Annotated in this window: 14 protein-coding genes and 2 pseudogenes; 9 read left to right on the forward strand and 7 right to left on the reverse strand. The window is 48.9% G+C overall.

Annotated features, from left to right (window positions below; genetic code table 11):
- Nucleotides 1-48: 48 nt before the first annotated feature.
- Entirely contained in the window at nt 49-462 is a 414-nt protein-coding gene (yedD, locus tag FEK50_RS10400) for a lipoprotein YedD (RefSeq protein WP_064529329.1), read from the forward strand.
- A 120-nt stretch (nt 463-582) separates the two neighbouring features.
- Here yedD and amyA read toward each other — a convergent pair whose 3' ends face one another.
- From amyA to fliD, 4 genes are all read right to left on the reverse strand, one after another.
- Entirely contained in the window at nt 583-2070 is a 1488-nt protein-coding gene (amyA, locus tag FEK50_RS10405; RefSeq protein ID WP_131161106.1) for an alpha-amylase, read from the reverse strand.
- Nucleotides 2071-2140: 70 nt separating this feature from the next.
- The gene (gene fliT, locus FEK50_RS10410; protein ID WP_131161107.1) at nt 2141-2539 is read right to left on the reverse strand and encodes a flagella biosynthesis regulatory protein FliT; all 399 of its coding nucleotides are present in this window, start codon (nt 2537-2539) and stop codon (nt 2141-2143) included.
- Entirely contained in the window at nt 2539-2949 is a 411-nt protein-coding gene (gene fliS, locus FEK50_RS10415) for a flagellar export chaperone FliS (RefSeq protein ID WP_130208571.1), read from the reverse strand. Before fliS ends, fliT begins: the two co-directional genes overlap by 1 nt.
- Before the next feature lie 15 nt (nt 2950-2964).
- Nucleotides 2965-4380 carry a flagellar filament capping protein FliD gene (fliD, locus tag FEK50_RS10420; RefSeq protein ID WP_131161108.1) on the reverse strand — a complete coding sequence of 472 codons (1416 nt, stop codon included), beginning with the start codon at nt 4378-4380 and terminating at the stop codon, nt 2965-2967.
- A gap of 246 nt (nt 4381-4626) precedes the next feature.
- Between fliD and FEK50_RS10425 the strand changes: the two genes are divergently transcribed.
- The 4 genes from FEK50_RS10425 to tcyJ all read left to right on the forward strand — a co-directional run bounded on the left by FEK50_RS10425 (nt 4627) and on the right by tcyJ (nt 8489).
- On the forward strand, nt 4627-5967 hold the full coding sequence (locus FEK50_RS10425) for a FliC/FljB family flagellin (protein ID WP_131161109.1): 1341 nt from the start codon (nt 4627-4629) through the stop codon (nt 5965-5967).
- Between the two features lie 317 nt (nt 5968-6284).
- Entirely contained in the window at nt 6285-7004 is a 720-nt protein-coding gene (fliA, locus tag FEK50_RS10430) for an RNA polymerase sigma factor FliA (protein ID WP_064529323.1), read from the forward strand.
- Between the two features lie 45 nt (nt 7005-7049).
- Entirely contained in the window at nt 7050-7601 is a 552-nt protein-coding gene (gene fliZ, locus FEK50_RS10435) for a flagella biosynthesis regulatory protein FliZ (protein ID WP_130260045.1), read from the forward strand.
- A gap of 87 nt (nt 7602-7688) precedes the next feature.
- Nucleotides 7689-8489 (forward strand): cystine ABC transporter substrate-binding protein, encoded by an 801-nt coding sequence (gene tcyJ / locus FEK50_RS10440; RefSeq protein WP_130208565.1) that lies wholly within the window; start codon nt 7689-7691, stop codon nt 8487-8489.
- Between the two features lie 21 nt (nt 8490-8510).
- Here tcyJ and FEK50_RS10445 read toward each other — a convergent pair.
- From FEK50_RS10445 to FEK50_RS24490, 3 genes and pseudogenes are all read right to left on the reverse strand, one after another.
- Nucleotides 8511-8756, reverse strand: a pseudogene (locus FEK50_RS10445) (integrase core domain-containing protein); the annotation flags it as partial.
- Nucleotides 8757-8779: 23 nt separating this feature from the next.
- On the reverse strand, nt 8780-12745 hold the full coding sequence (locus FEK50_RS10450) for an autotransporter outer membrane beta-barrel domain-containing protein (protein ID WP_131161110.1): 3966 nt from the start codon (nt 12743-12745) through the stop codon (nt 8780-8782).
- Nucleotides 12746-13184: 439 nt separating this feature from the next.
- Nucleotides 13185-13316 (reverse strand): annotated as a pseudogene (locus tag FEK50_RS24490) (integrase); the annotation flags it as partial.
- A 239-nt stretch (nt 13317-13555) separates the two neighbouring features.
- On the opposite strand from FEK50_RS24490, the gene dcyD reads away from it, so the two are divergent.
- From dcyD to sdiA, 4 genes are all read left to right on the forward strand, one after another.
- Nucleotides 13556-14542 (forward strand): D-cysteine desulfhydrase, encoded by a 987-nt coding sequence (gene dcyD / locus FEK50_RS10460; protein WP_131161111.1) that lies wholly within the window; start codon nt 13556-13558, stop codon nt 14540-14542.
- A 14-nt stretch (nt 14543-14556) separates the two neighbouring features.
- Nucleotides 14557-15225, forward strand: coding sequence for a cystine ABC transporter permease (gene tcyL / locus FEK50_RS10465; RefSeq protein WP_130223595.1), 669 nt, complete (start codon nt 14557-14559; stop codon nt 15223-15225).
- Nucleotides 15222-15974 (forward strand): L-cystine ABC transporter ATP-binding protein TcyN, encoded by a 753-nt coding sequence (gene tcyN, locus FEK50_RS10470; RefSeq protein WP_131161112.1) that lies wholly within the window; start codon nt 15222-15224, stop codon nt 15972-15974. Before tcyL ends, tcyN begins: the two co-directional genes overlap by 4 nt.
- Nucleotides 15975-16203: 229 nt before the next feature.
- Nucleotides 16204-16926, forward strand: a complete 723-nt coding sequence (sdiA, locus tag FEK50_RS10475; protein WP_130208555.1) for a transcriptional regulator SdiA — start codon at nt 16204-16206, stop codon at nt 16924-16926.
- Nucleotides 16927-16979: the final 53 nt, after the last annotated feature.

Consider the following 16979-nt stretch of genomic DNA (forward strand, 5'->3'; position numbering starts at 1 on the left):
CAGGGCTTTAATGCCACAATCCACTTTTCTTCTCATGCAGGACGAATGATGAAAAAACTCGCAATTGCAGGCGCACTCATGTTGTTGGCGGGCTGTGCCGAAGTCGAAAACTATAATAATGTTGTAAAAACCCCTGCGCCAGACTGGTTGGCAGGGTACTGGCAGACCAAAGGGCCGCAACGTGCGCTGGTCAGCCCGGAAGCGATTGGTAGCCTGATTGTCACTAAAGAGGGTGATACCCTGGATTGCCGTCAATGGCAGCGAGTGATTGCGTTACCGGGTAAGCTGACGCTGATGTCTGATTCTCTCACTAACGTTACTGTGAAACGTGAGCTGTACGAGATTGAGCGTGACGGTAACACTATTGAGTATGATGGCATGACGATGGAACGCGTGGCTCGTCCGACGGCAGAGTGTGCCGCCGCGCTGGAAAAAGCGCCGTTACCGACGCCGCTGCCGTAATGAAACTCCCCTGGCTCTGGGGGATTTTCATGTCAAAAAAAGTGCCCGATACGCAAGCTTATCGGGCCTGAAACTGTAACGGCGCCGCAATAACGATGCGTGTATTGTCAGCGATCGGTTTTAAATCACCTCTTCGATAACCCAAACGCTGACGCTGCCGCCGTTACAAAAGAATGTCGCTTCGCCATTTTCATCGGTAACTATGCTCTCTTGTCGATTACCGAGAAAATCGCGCCAGGTTTTATTGCCGTAGTTCTCACCCAGTTTAATCGTCTTTTCGCCATCGTCACCGTTCGACATAACCACAACGCAGCCAGGATATTCATCGGTGCCACTGCGACTAAAGGCAATACAGTTCGGATGATCGAAAAATAGCGTCTGTACACCGTGGGCAAAACGCTGGCGGGCGAGGATTAGCTCATCAAGTTGTTCGATTATTGGCATATCGATTGGATAGGTCTGTCCGTCACCGCCGACATCTTCGTAATGAGCCCCGTACAGATCAGGGTAAAACACCGAAGGCACGCCATTTTCCCGTAGCAAAATAAGGGCATAAGCCAGCGGCTTAAACCACGGCTCCACCGGAGCTTCAAGGGCTTGTAACGGCTGGGTGTCGTGGTTGGCGACCAGCGTCACAGCGTGGAAAGGATCGACTTCAACCAATGTGCCGCTAAAAATCTCAGTCATATCATAATCACGCCCCATACGAGACGCTTCGTGGAATTTCATCTGCAGCGGTGCATCAAACAGCATGGTTTTACCTTCCACCTGATCAATATACGTTTGCAGTTTCTCGACCTCGCGCGACCAGTATTCCGCCACAATAAAGAGTGGTTTCGGCGCAACTTCTTGCACATGCTCGATCCACTCTTTATAGAACCACGCCGGAATATGTTTTACCGCGTCGAGACGAAAACCATCGCACTGAGTTTGTTCCATTACCCAGCGCGCCCAGTATTTGAGCTCTTCGGTGACGGCATGGTTACGAAAATCGATATTTTCGCCCATCAGATAATCGAAATTGCCTAATTCATCATCGACCTGATCATTCCAGCCTTCGCCAGTGTAATCGTTGACGATTTTAAAGATGCCATCTTCATGCGGGTTTTCGATATGGTCGATACCGCTAAAACATTTGAAGTCCCATATAAATTGTGAATATTTTCCGGCTCGTGCAGGGAAGGTGTAACGGGTCCAGCCTTCGCATTCGATAATTTCATCATCAATTTGCGTGCGACACTCTTCGTTAACTTGCTGAACGCGAATCGCTTCTTTTTCGTCGGCACCCATTTTGTGGTTCACCACCACATCCAGCAGTACGGCGATGTCGTTGCGTTTAAGCGCGTCGATGGCCGCCAGCAATTGCGCTTTATCACCATATTTCGTCGCGACAGTGCCTTTTTGATCAAACTCGCCTAAATCAAATAAATCATAGGAGTCGTAGCCGACAGAATATCCGCCCGATGCGCCTTTATAGGCAGGTGGCAGCCAGACCATATTGATACCAATATCATTTAAACCGTCGGCGCGCTCGGCAAGCTCGGGCCAGAGCTTGCCGCCTTCAGGGTAATACCAGTGAAAGCATTGCAACAGCGTGGGATTACGCATTCTTCGACTCCACATGAGGGGAACATTAGAAGCGTAGCCGTAATCAGGTTATTCGCGAGTAATCCAACTTTTATGCTTTGCCAAAATGCAGATGGGGAGAAAAATTGACGATATTCTCCTGCGGCGCCAGTACGTAGCCGCCCTGGTCGCCGTAAGCACTTAATACGGATTTTTGCATCGATGACTGACCAACCAGCTTCGCCAGCTCATCCATTCGCCCCTGCAATAACTGCTTAACGTTGCTTTCGTTGTCCAGGACGAGGCGTAGCATCGGTTTGAGTTGTTCCTGCATCATTGCAGAGGGTTCCATCTCTTCCGTCAGGTGCGCGATTTGTTGCACCGCATTCACATAATCCATTTCGCTGGCGATGAGTTCATCCCATCGTCCTTCTGTCGCCAGGCGTAACATGAGCTGGCTTTTTTCGACAAGTTGCTGCCAGGCAAAATACAAGTGCGGTGCATGGTTCATCAGACAGGGTCCTGAATCAAAGAAGGGGAGAGTAAAGTCTCTTTCCAGGCATCGGCAATATTGCGCATCAACGTTTCCACTTCTTCTACTGCGGAGACATCGTTACGCAAATTCGCTTGCAGCAAACGCCTGACCATATAGCTATAGAGCGCAATTAAATTCTGGGTTAATTCATCCTGGCTTTCTTCTTCGAGGCTCACCTTCAGCCCATTCTCAATGATGTTGATAGCTTTCGATAAAGAAACGCCTTTACCTTCCAGGTTGTTGTCCTGCATAAACAGGCGCGCTCTTACCAGCGCACTCAACACGCCGTCAAATAGCATGGTAACCAGTTGCTGTGGACTTGCGCTCATCACGGCGCTCTCAACGCCAATTTGTGCATAGGCCTGCGTGCCTTTTGCGCTGTACATAGTCTCTCCTGAAGATTATTTCGAGCTGCTATTTGAGGTGTCGAATTGCTGTGTCAGATAGCTACTGGTGGAGTTAAGCGAGTTCATTAACACATCCAGTTGGGTGAACTGGGCTTTGTAGCGCGCCATTAATGTATCGATACGTTCACTGGCAGCGTTGTACTGATCCGTCAAATTGTTCAGCGTTTTGCTTACGCCATCTTTTGCAGCCTGGATTATCCCGGTGGAGGAGAGCCAACTGGTCAGGTTGCTGCTAATGCTGGTGGTTACGCCAGTGCTTTTACCGTCACCAATAAACATTTCACCTACGCCAGTGGCATCTTTCTTCAGGGCTGTTTGCAGCTTGTCGGTCGCTATTTCCAGCTTACCGGTACTGGCGTCGGTGGTAATACCGATCTGTGCCAATGTTTTATAGGCCGAACTGCTATGCGTATTGGCAAGCAGCGTTTTTAACTGGGTCTGGATGGTGCGCAGCGTGGAGTCACCGAGTAACGCGCCGTTGCTGGAGTCCTGACTTTCTGCCCCGGCATCGACTGCGGTGTATTTGGTTAAGCTGCTGAACGTATCCTGTAACGTGTTATAGGCATCCACCCACGCTTTAACCGCATTTTCAGCTTTGGAGGTGTCTTTGCTGATGGTGAGGGTCTGATTACCAGTGGTGACGTCATTCAGGTTGAGAGTGATATCTTCCAGCGCGTCACTGATAGTGTTGCTGCTGTTTTCAATCTCAACGTTATTAACCGTCAGTTTGGCGTTCTGCGCGGTGACGCTTTCAATCATGTCATTACTGCTATCACCCGACGTTCCGTTGTAACCCATAAAACTTTGCAGGGCGCTGTCGCCGCTGACGCTCAGTTTCATGGCGTTATCGCTACCGGTATCATTGGCGGTGATAGACAAACGATACTCGCCGTTACCCACATTGATGATACTGGCGCTGACGCCGGCTTTGGCGTTGTTAATTGCATCGCGGATGCCAGAGAGTGACGAGTTAGCCGCGCTGATATCAATCGTGACGGGATTTTTTCCACCGCCTTGCTGGATGGTCAGTACGCTATCGCTGGTGGCGATGGCGGCTTTGTTGTCTTTTTGGCTGTTTTGGGTCGTGAGCGTCTGTGCCTGTGCCAGTTGGCTGACACTAATGGTGTATTTTCCGGCAATCGCGCTGCCCGTGGTGGTGGCGCTAAAAGCCGAGGAACTGCTGGTGGTTGAGGTAGCAGTAAATAAGTCGGCTTTATTCAGTGCCGTGTTGGCGGTCTGAAAACTCTCCAGCGCGCTTTTCAGCGTCCCGTAGGCGCTCAGTTTCGCGGTGTACGAGCTTTGCTGTTTTGATATCGGCGTCAGGGTAGATTTTTCTGCCGCCTCAAGACTGTCGAGGATGCTGCTTAAGTCCAGCCCCGACCCAACCCCGAGCGTTGAAATACTAGCCATATATATTCCTTAATCATGCGACATGTAGAACGAATACCGGGGTTATCGGCGCAAGCGGGGCAAAGTTTACGATTTATTTTTGGGCTTAATGACACGAACAGCAACGAGGAAGGGGAGTATTTCGACGGCTAGAAAAAAATTCTAAAGGTTGTGAGTGACCAGACGATAACAGGGTTGACGGCGACGAAGCCGAAGGGTGGAAGCCCAATACTTAAACCGTAGAGCTAAAAAACAGGAATAAAAATTATGGCACAAGTCATTAACACCAACAGCCTCTCGCTGATCACTCAGAACAACATCAACAAAAACCAGTCTGCTCTGTCGACTTCTATCGAACGCCTCTCTTCTGGTCTGCGTATCAACAGTGCGAAAGACGACGCCGCTGGTCAGGCGATTGCTAACCGTTTCACCTCTAACATTAAAGGGCTGACTCAGGCCGCGCGTAACGCCAATGACGGTATTTCTCTGGCGCAGACCGCAGAAGGCGCACTGTCTGAAATCAACAACAACTTGCAGCGTGTGCGTGAGTTGACCGTTCAGGCGACGACCGGGACTAACTCTGATTCTGACCTGTCTTCTATTCAGGACGAAATCAAATCCCGTCTGGATGAAATTGACCGTGTTTCCGGTCAGACCCAGTTCAACGGCGTGAATGTGCTGGCGAAAAATGGTTCTATGAAGATTCAGGTTGGCGCGAATGATGGGCAGACGATCTCTATCGATTTGCAGAAAATTGATTCTTCAACGCTGGGATTGAAAGGTTTCTCGGTATCAGGGAACGCATTAAAAGTTAGCGACGCGATAACTACAGTTCCTGGTGCTGCTGGCGCTCCCCCGGTTACGGTTAAATTTGGTACGGACGATGCTGCTGCCGCCGCAATGGCTAAAACATTGGGAATAAGTGATACATCAGGCTTGTCCCTACATAACGTACAAAGCGCGGATGGTAAAGCAACAGGAACCTATGTTGTTCAATCTGGTAATGACTTCTATTCGGCTTCCGTTAATGCTGGTGGCGTTGTTACACTTAATACCACCGATGTTACTTTCACTGATCCTGCGAACGGTGTTACCACAGCAACACAGACAGGTCAGCCTATCAAGGTCACGACGAATAGTGCTGGCGCGGCTGTTGGCTATGTTACTATTCAAGGCAAAGATTACCTTGCTGGTGCAGACGGTAAGGATGCAATTATAAACGGTGGTGCCGCTGCAACAAATGAAGCCACAACAATCCAGCTTACCGATGAACTCAATGCTGATGGCTCGGTAAAAACACCGGCAACAGCAACATTTTCTGGTACTGCAACCAACGATCCACTGGCACTTTTAGACAAAGCTATCTCACAAGTTGATACTTTCCGCTCCTCCCTCGGTGCCGTACAAAACCGTCTGGATTCTGCGGTCACTAACCTGAACAACACCACCACCAACCTGTCTGAAGCGCAGTCCCGTATTCAGGACGCCGACTATGCGACCGAAGTGTCCAACATGTCGAAAGCGCAGATCATCCAGCAGGCGGGTAACTCCGTGCTGTCTAAAGCTAACCAGGTGCCGCAGCAAGTTCTGTCTCTGCTGCAGGGTTAATCACCAAAACCTGACTAACCGATAGTGACAGCAAACGCCAAATTGCCTGATGCGCTACGCTTATCAGGCCTACGAGGTGAATCGCAATTAATTAAATTTGCATATTCGTCTGGGCTGGATAAAGCATTTACACCGCATCCGGCAAGATGAAGCGTACGTTGTCAGATCTCTTAACCCCGCGTCCGGCGGGGTTATTTTGCTCATTATTTACCGATCACCCTAAATAACCACTTATTTCACCCATTAATCGTCCGATTAAAAAACCTGCAGAAACGGATAATTATGCCGATTACTTATATAACGCAGGGTTGTTTATCGTGAAATCACTCTATACCGCTGAAGGTGTAATGGATAAATACTCGCTGTGGCAGCGTTATATCCCGCTGGTGCGTCACGAAGCATTGCGCCTGCAGGTCCGACTGCCCGCGAGTGTAGAACTTGATGATCTCCTACAGGCGGGCGGCATTGGATTACTTAATGCCGTTGAACGTTATGACGCCCTGCAAGGAACGGCATTTACAACTTACGCAGTGCAGCGAATCCGTGGCGCTATGCTGGATGAACTTCGCAGCCGTGACTGGGTGCCACGAAGCGTGCGACGCAATGCGCGTGAAGTGGCGCAGGCAATGGGGCAACTGGAACAGGAACTTGGCCGTAACGCCACAGAAACTGAAGTGGCAGAACGTTTAGGGATCGAAATTGCCGATTATCGACAAATGTTGCTTGATACTAATAACAGCCAACTCTTTTCCTACGATGAGTGGCGTGAAGAGCATGGCGATAGTATTGAACTGGTAAGTGACGATCATCAGCGCGAAAACCCGTTACAAAAATTACTGGAAAGTAATTTGCGTCAACGGGTAATGGAAGCCATCGAAATGTTGCCGGAGCGTGAACAGTTAGTATTAACGCTCTATTACCAGGAAGAGCTTAATCTCAAAGAGATTGGCGCGGTGCTGGAAGTTGGTGAATCGCGGGTCAGTCAGTTACACAGTCAGGCCATTAAACGGTTACGCACCAAACTGGGTAAGTTATAACTTAAGTAAATGCCGCACATTAATTTTGAATACCAGGAGTTCTTAATAATGATGCAGCACCAGAAAAGGCGGCCATTGAGTCGCTATCTTAAAGACTTTAAACACAGTCAAACCCATTGCGCATTTTGCCGTAAACTACTTGATCGCATTACGCTGGTTCGCGACGGCAAAATAGTGAATAAAATCGAGATTTCCCGTCTCGATACACTGCTTGATGAAAATGGTTGGCAGGAAGAACAAAAATCATGGTCCGCGTTGTGTCGTTTTTGCGGCGATTTACACTGCAAAACGCAGAGTGATTTTTTTGATATTATCGGCTTCAAGCAGTTTCTCTTTGACCATACTGAAATGAGCCCCGGTACTGTGCGCGAGTATGTGGTACGTCTGCGTCGTTTGGGTAATTATTTAAGCGAGCAAGATATTTCCACCGACCTGCTGCAGGATGGTTTTCTTGATGAAAACCTGGCGCCTTGGCTACCCACCACAAGCACCAATAATTACCGCATCGCATTACGTAAGTATCAGTGTTACCAGACGCAAACCCGCGGTGATCTTGCGCAGATATCCCCCTGCATGTCAGCTTCTGATATATATTAAATAAGAATAAGATGTAGCAGAGTTGTTTTTGTGTTTACAAACAATGGCTCTACACTGCAAACCAACAAAACAACATTCGGGGTGAATATGAAACTAGCACATCTGGGACATCAGGCGTTGATGGGCGTTATGGCCGTGGCGCTGGTTGCGGGTATGAGCGTGAAAAGTTTTGCCAACGAAGGCCTGCTCAATAAAGTAAAAGAGCGTGGCACGTTGCTGGTGGGACTGGAAGGGACTTACCCGCCGTTTAGCTTTCAGGGCGATGACGGCAAGTTGACTGGTTTTGAAGTGGAATTTGCCCAACAACTAGCAAAACATCTGGGCGTTGATGCCGCATTAAAACCGACCAAATGGGACGGGATGCTGGCGTCACTGGATTCTAAACGCATCGATGTGGTGATTAACCAGGTCACCATTTCTGATGAACGCAAGAAAAAATACGATTTTTCTACCCCTTACACCATTTCCGGTATTCAGGCGCTGGTGAAAAAAGGTAATGAAGGCACAATAAAAACCGCAGACGACCTGAAAGGTAAAAAAGTTGGTGTTGGTTTAGGTACCAACTATGAAGAGTGGCTGCGTCAGAATGTTCAGGGTGTTGATGTGCGCACCTATGATGACGACCCGACCAAGTACCAGGATCTGCGCGTAGGCCGTATTGATGCCATCCTGGTTGACCGTCTGGCGGCGCTGGATTTGGTGAAGAAAACCAATGATACGCTGGCAGTAACTGGCGAAGCCTTCTCCCGCCAGGAGTCAGGTGTCGCGCTGCGTAAAGGTAACGAAGACTTGCTGAAAGCAGTTAACGATGCCATTGCAGAAATGCAAAAAGATGGAACCTTGCAAGCCCTTTCCGAAAAATGGTTTGGTGCTGATGTGAGCAAATAATCAACGTATTGACTGGTCCTGCTATAAGTTGACAGATTTCTGTCTGTAAAACGCCTGATGAACTTCATCGGGCGTTTTGTCTTTCAGTGCCAGGTGTGGCCGCTCATGGTTATAAATTGCCACGGGTTTTTTACTATTATCCGGTCCTGCAGGACGCGAGTTTTTCAGGAGCCCGTTTATTCGTTCAGCCAGCGCATTCTGGTCGCAGTCATAACCAACGGTCATTGAGCAGGTTATCCCGTCTCTCTCATGCACTGACTGATAAAGCGCTGGCTACTCCACTACCCGGTTCAGAATGTATACTTCGCCCCCAGCATGGCAGAGGCGTCACTGTATCCCTCGTCACCGATCTGTACACCCACATTGCCCCACAGGTTCAGATGGTCATTAATCTGTCCCTCAACACCGGTTTTTACTTCTCCGATATTGCTGGCACCGTCCTGATGTACCGTCACACCGTTCATGCGGGTGCCAAAATCACGGGTGTTGTGCAGCCAGTTCACCTCAACGAACGGACGGAACTCATGGGATTTGCCGTCATTCATTCTGTTGTGTTCCTTAATCCAGGTTTTCACGCCCAGAAGGGTATGGACGTTACCGTCACCAGTGCTTTCAACACGGGTACCATTGCGTTCATGGTGCTCATCAGCTTTTACGCCCATCCAGATAACCTGAGCCTGAGGCTGGACATACCATTCGTTCAGACTGCCATGGCTACCGGTAAACTCACCGGTTTTCCAGACATAACCGGTTTCCAGTGAGGCTGTCAGACCTTTTGATTTCCAGGATTCCCCCGGTAGTCCGTCACCTTTCACATTGTTATCGAACCAACTGTACTGTGCCCAGCTATCCAGATAAGCCCCGCTATGTGTCTCATCATTAGCATACCAGGTGGCATACAGACCTGTGTTGTATCCTTTCACACTGCCTTTTGAACTGTATCCGGTACGTACAGAATCTGTATTGTTATGGTCATTACCGTAACCAGCCATAACCCCCAGATGCCAGCGGTCAGAGCTGTTCCGGCTCCACAAAGCCAAGTCACCGCCCATCTGCAGGACGTAACGGTTACCCTGTGTTTTCAGTTGGCCTGTACCGTCACGCCAGCGGTTGTGCCCCCCTTCATGGCGCATCCACATGCTGGTTTCTTTCTGCTCACCGGTAATCACATCGGTGTAATGCATTGGCCCCAGGCGTTCATGAAGACGGGTCACGAACAGAGTGTTTGCGGCAGCCATGTTCGCCGTGTAGGAGCCAGCTTCCGGGCGCAGGTCGTTGTCATGACCACCCGGAGCAGGTTCAGGGGCAGGGGGTTGCATTGCTTTCAGAGCGCGCAGCAGGAACGGAGTGTTTTTACCACTGGTCAGATACCAGTTATCACGGTTGCTTCCCTGACCTCGTCCCAGCGTGTAGTCATAAGCCCCGGCGGCAATACGCCCGGCCTGAATAAATGCAGCACTGTCAGCATTTCCGTCGACATGAATCAACTCAATACCGTTCAGTGTCTGTGCTCCGGTACCACCTGCATTTATAACAACCACTCGGGTCTGACTGGAAGCATTGCCTTTAATAACCAGTTTGTCTGTTGCGGAGCTGTCATTCCCCAGAGCGGTGTTCATGAGCAGTAAGCCATTATTACCGGTATAGTTACCTCCGATCGTCAGTACATTACCCGGAGCATCGGCTCTCAGGTCAAGGGTACCGCTGTTGGTTACGTTCCCGGCGACACCACCAGAGCCGGAGAGTGTCCCCTGCTGAGCGATGGTGACCTGGCTGTTGGCAAGCATGACAGGTGCATCAGCCTTGCCCAGAATCAGTGTGCCGGCAGTGTTAACCAAGCCTGTTCCCAGTCCGTCAGTATTAAGCACTTTCACCATTGCCTTTTCTGCGATAGTGGTGGTGGCATTCAGGGCGCGGCTGGCATCAGTAATATCGAACACGCCACCGCTGATGTTCAGGGAGCCAGAGCCGATGAGGGTACCTGCAGACAGGCCTCCACCTGTGAGGGTCAGATTACCGCCATTAATGTTCAGTATGGAACCTGCTGCGCTGTTCAGTTTACCTGCGGTCTGGCTGTGACCGTTCATGTCCAGCATGGTGTCGTCTGCCAGGCGAATCTCGCTGGTCTGCCCCAGTGCACTGTTGCTGTTCATGCGGACATTGCCGCCGCGGATGTCTGTTACACCTGTGTAAGTGTTTTGGGAGGACAGAATCAGTGTTCCTTCGCCGGCTTTGGTCAGCGTTTTTCCATCCCAGCCATGAGATAACTGAACAGCATTGTTATCTGCAAGCCGTACCTTCAGCTCTAACACCGCGCCATATCTCAGGTCAAACGTGCCATATCCATTTCCTGAAGGGTCATTCCACTTCAGGGAAGAACTAACCTCTTTTACTGTCTGCCCGTTACCACTAAGTGATGTTAAAACATAGTCTTCAGCACCATCACTCAGTAGATTATTATGCTGATAAATATTATTTTCAGAGAGCCCTGTTATGCCCTTGGAGGTCGTCAACAAGCCGTACTCATTTTGCTTCCATATTGTCATGGCAGTATCAACATTAAGCACTGCACCGTTATTGAACTGAATACTTTTGGCAGTTAAATGACTGGAACCTGTGCTCATATTCAGCGATGAATCTGTGTCAAATACCGAACTTCCGCTAAAGGTGACATCAGCTCCTGAAACGGAAACATGTGTACCTGTACCCGCACTCAGATTGCCTTTTATCTCAGAGCTGGCGGAGTCTTTATTTGTAATGGACAGAGAATTACCATCAGCACTATTTTCAACATTATTCAAAACAATATCACCTTGAATGACAGAACCAGCGAAGAGATTCAACGAGTTAGTTCCACCATTCAGAGATATTGCGGTATCACAATCTTGCCCTCTGTTACCCGGTATCCCTCCGTAGAAGTCAATGTTGCCTTTACCGTCCTCTCCTCCACTACCAGGCAAAATCCTACCATGATTATTTATCGTAATATCACTCCCGGATATAGCAGTACCACCATTACCTCCGTTGCCACCATTACCTCCGGCACCAGTTTTATTATTTTCAAGGGAACGCCATCCATCGCCACCATCACCACCAGTGCCGCCATTTCCACCAATAATATTTCCATAATTATTTATTTCCATATTATTCCCAGATATGGCAATCCCCCCGGTGCCACCAATACCACCAGTGCCACCAGTACCAAGGGGCGCTGAACCAGTGTCAGTGTTTTCACCTTTACCTCCTTTACCACCAGTGCCCCCCAGTCCACCAGTTATATCTCCCGTATTATTTATCTTAATATTATTACCATATATAGCAGACCCTCCAATACCACCACTACCACCGGTACTCCCATTAATATTTTGATCGGTAGTAAATTCGACACTACCTTCACCACCGCGAGCACCATCCCCCCCCTGGCCACCTGTAATGTGATTATTATTTGTTATCTCCATATTATTTCCGGATATTGCCGTGCCTCCATTCCCTCCTGTGCCGGCAGAAGACCCCCATACCGCCCACCAGGCACCACTACTACCTTGCCCGGCAGTGATGTTTCCGTTATTGCTTATTTGAAGATTATTGCCAGATATGGCAGTCCCACCAACAGCAGGAGTCCCAGTTAAACCACTGCTCTTATCGCCATAACCACTGGCTCCAGGCATTCCGCCATTGCCACCCGTAATGCTACCGTTGTTCGTAATGGTAAGATCATCTCCGGAAATAGCGGTACCCGCTTCACCTCCATCGCCCCCGCCATTACCATAACCTCCCCACCCCCCCTTACCACCGGAAATATCACCATAATTAACAAGAGTAAAATTATTTCCAGTAATAGCTGTGCCGCCCTGGCCTCCTGCAGAGCCCATCTTAGTAACATCATCATCACCAGCCCATCCGCCTTCACCGCCACTAATGCGAGCACCGCTGTTAATTGTCAGGATATTTTCATCCTGTAACGAACCAGGTACAACATTAACAATGAGAGCATCTTCACCGGCTTCCCCATCATCATTATTATCTGGCCTGTGATGCGAGGCATCAGCACCAATGATATTTTCAGATATTTCAGCAGGGTTTCCTTCAGAAAGAGTAACTTCCTTTTTAGCTCCCAAAGCAGGCTGAATGGCCAGAGTGGCAGATATAAGGCTGAATAGTAATGTTGTCTTCATTCCCTCTTGCGTTATGCCGAATGTTTTTCTGATGTTTATATATATATTAAACATTTCTTTTTTATTAATTTTGATTTTCACAAAAGCTCCATTTTTTTGTTTAAGAATGGTGGGTTAAATGTTTTGACTGTGTAATGTCATTGGGAAGTAATATGCATCATCCAATCATCATACAAATGATCGATGCGAGCATTATTGCAAATAAACAGAGAAAATCCATCTCAAGCAATCAGGTTGATTTTTTTTGGCGAGTAATTTGAAATTGTAATGTTTTCTGGATGTTAGTTTGTTTATTGATTGGTGTAATTTTAGATAGTGAGTGTTTCTCTGCTTTTTTATAAGAAAAGTGCCTGAAAATACCGTCATGGAATATAATATTTTTATCCTAAAAACAAACATGGATATAAATAATAATTAATACAGAGATAATGATTACCATATTAATGAACGGGTATGGATAACCAGGCTTGATCAACCTAAGATGCCAGGAGAAGTTATCCCCATAACCAGGGGACATCAGATTTTCTGCTTTATGGACATAAGCAGCCTTTACACCGTTACGTTCCTGATGACCCATCGGACATTCAACAGCATCACGGGACCACAAATCTGATTCTATTAACACACTACCTGCTATCGCCCGGAATCCATGAGTACTACAGTTGCCATATGCTCAACGAAAGACCGAGAAAACTCCAGAGTACGAATCACTCACAGATCGGTTCAACCAGTGTGTTGCATCCCTCGGTTGAACTCACAGTCGGGAACGTGTCAACGCTATTCTGGACGGGCATAATGACAAAAAAGGGCGCTTTAATCGGCGCATTTTTTATTTATACGTTTCCAGCGTGCATAATAACAAGATCACAACAACACACATCGGAGGCTTTTATGCCACTGCATAATTTAACTCGTTTTCCACGGCTGGAGTTTATCGGCGCACCGACACCGCTCGAATATCTGCCACGTTTTTCTGATTATCTCGGGCGGGACATTTTCATCAAACGGGATGACGTCACCCCGTTGGCAATGGGCGGAAATAAGTTACGCAAACTGGAATTTCTCGCAGCAGACGCCTTGCGCGAAGGTGCCGATACACTGATTACAGCCGGAGCGATTCAGTCTAACCATGTGCGCCAGACTGCCGCAGTGGCCGCAAAACTTGGTTTGCATTGCGTGGCGCTGCTGGAAAATCCCATTGGCACTGCCGCAGAAAACTATTTAACCAACGGCAACCGCTTGTTGCTGGATCTGTTCAATACTCAGATTGAAATGTGCGATGCGCTGACCGATCCTGATGCCCAACTGGAAGAGTTAGCGACTCGCGTCGAAGCGCAAGGCTTTCGCCCATACGTCATTCCGGTTGGCGGCTCCAATGCTTTAGGGGCGTTGGGCTATGTGGAGAGTGCGCTGGAAATCGCCCAGCAGTGTGAAGGGGCGGTTAACATATCGTCGGTGGTGGTGGCATCAGGCAGTGCCGGAACTCACGCCGGGCTTGCAGTAGGGCTGGAACAACTGATGCCTGAAACAGAACTGATTGGCGTGACTGTTTCACGTTCTGTTGCTGACCAGTTGCCGAAAGTGGTTAGCCTACAACAGGCGATCGCGAAAGAACTGGAGCTGACTGCCTCAGCGGAAATTTTACTCTGGGATGACTATTTTGCGCCTGGCTACGGTGTGCCGAATGACGAAGGCATGGAGGCGGTGAAACTGCTGGCGCGTCTGGAAGGCATTCTGCTTGATCCCGTGTATACCGGAAAAGCGATGGCGGGGCTGATTGATGGTATAAGTCAGAAACGCTTCAAAGATGAAGGGCCGATTCTGTTTATTCATACCGGCGGCGCACCTGCACTGTTCGCCTATCACCCCCACGTTTAGCTCCGGAAACGCTCATGCAAGAAAGCATACAACTGGTTATTGATTCGCTGCCGTTCCTGTTGAAAGGGGCAGGGTATACGCTGCAACTCAGCATTGGCGGCATGTTTTTTGGCTTACTGCTGGGATTTATTCTCGCGCTGATGCGCCTGTCGCCCGTCTGGCCAGTGCGCTGGCTGGCGCGTTTTTATATCTCCATTTTCCGTGGTACGCCACTCATCGCACAGCTGTTTATGATCTACTACGGCTTGCCGCAGTTTGGCATTGAATTAGACCCGATTCCGTCAGCGATGATTGGCCTGTCACTGAACACCGCCGCCTATGCAGCCGAAACGCTGCGGGCAGCGATTTCGTCTATAGATAAAGGTCAGTGGGAAGCAGCTGCCAGTATCGGCATGACGCCGTGGCAAACTATGCGTCGTGCTATTTTGCCACAGGCCGCGCGGGTAGCACTGCCGCCGCTGTCGAACAGTTTTATCAGCCTGGTAAAAGATACTTCTCTGGCTGCGACGATTCAGGTGCCAGAGCTGTTCCGTCAGGCGCAGTTGATTACTTCACGCACACTGGAAGTTTTCACCATGTATCTGGCGGCTTCGCTCATCTACTGGATAATGGCGACGGTGTTATCGACGTTGCAGAACCATTTTGAGAATCAACTTAATCGCCAGGAGAGGGATCCAAAATGAGTGCCATTGACGTTAAAAACCTGGTGAAAAAATTCCACGGTCAGACGGTGCTGCATGGCATAGATCTGGAGGTTAAAACCGGCGAAGTAGTGGCGATTATAGGTCCAAGCGGCTCCGGGAAAACCACGTTGCTACGCAGCATAAATTTGCTGGAACAACCAGAAGCGGGGACGATTACCGTCGGGGATATCACCATTGATACCGCGCGTTCGTTAAGTCAGCAAAAATCCCTGATTCGTCAGTTGCGCCAGCACGTTGGTTTTGTTTTCCAGAACTTTAATTTGTTTCCGCATCGTACGGTGCTGGAAAACATTATTGAAGGGCCGGTGATTGTCAAAGGTGAACCTAAAGAGGAAGCCACGGCGCGCGCACGTGAGTTGTTGGCGAAAGTTGGCCTTGCAGGCAAAGAAGCCAGCTATCCACGTCGTTTATCTGGCGGTCAACAGCAGCGTGTGGCGATTGCCCGGGCGCTGGCGATGCGTCCCGAGGTGATTTTGTTTGATGAGCCAACGTCGGCCCTGGACCCAGAGCTGGTGGGCGAAGTCCTGAATACTATCCGCCAGCTGGCACAGGAAAAGCGCACAATGGTGATTGTGACACACGAAATGAGCTTTGCCCGAGATGTTGCTGACCGCGCGATCTTTATGGACCAGGGGCGGATAGTAGAGCAGGGCTCGGCGAAAGCGTTATTTGCTAATCCACAGCAGCCCCGTACCCGCCAGTTTCTCGAGAAGTTTCTACTGCAATAATAAGAAAAAATCAGCCCCGGTGAGTTAGTTACCGGGGCGAACCACTCTTCTGAAGACTCAATAAACGGTCAATAAATCAGCATAACTCATTAATAACATAAGAGAATGCGATGTCTTGCAAAAGTAATTCATTATCTGAATAATATAAATTATATATAAATCTTATTTATGTGATAGCTTGAGTTTTCAGTATAAATGATACTCACTCTCAGGGGCATTGCGGTTTACTATGCAGGATACGGATTTTTTTAGCTGGCGTCGCACAATGCTGTCGCGCTTTCAGAGGATGGAGGCCGCAGAAGAGGTCTACCATGAAATAGAGCTTCAGGCTCAGCAGCTCGAGTACGATTACTATTCGTTATGTGTTCGCCACCCGGTGCCATTCACGCGACCCAAAGTGGCTTTCTACACCAATTACCCTGAGTCGTGGGTTAGTTATTATCAGGCAAAAAACTTTCTCGCTATTGATCCCGTGCTCAACCCTGAAAACTTCAGTCAGGGCCATTTATTGTGGAATGATGACTTATTCAGTGAAGCCCAGCCATTATGGGAGGCTGCGCGTGCGCATGGTTTACGCAGGGGAGTCACTCAGTATTTAATGCTACCGAACCGGGCGTTGGGATTTTTGTCATTTTCTCGTAGCAGTACGCGCGAAATACCCGTTCTTAGTGATGAGCTGCAATTAAAAATGCAGTTACTGGTGCGCGAAAGTCTGATGGCGCTGATGCGTTTAAATGATCAAATAGTGATGACGCCGGAGATGAATTTCAGTAAGCGGGAAAAGGAGATTTTGAAATGGACCGCGGAAGGTAAGACATCGGCAGAGATTGCGATGATCTTGTCAATCTCCGAGAACACGGTTAATTTTCATCAGAAAAACATGCAGAAAAAAATCAACGCGCCGAATAAGACCCAGGTTGCCTGCTACGCTGCCGCAACTGGCTTAATATGACCTCTATTACATTCTGCGTGCCAGGTGTAAAACCGGCTGAAAGGTGTGCTTTC

Source organism: Escherichia sp. E2586, assembly GCF_005781105.1.
In the GTDB taxonomy this organism is placed as follows: domain Bacteria; phylum Pseudomonadota; class Gammaproteobacteria; order Enterobacterales; family Enterobacteriaceae; genus Escherichia.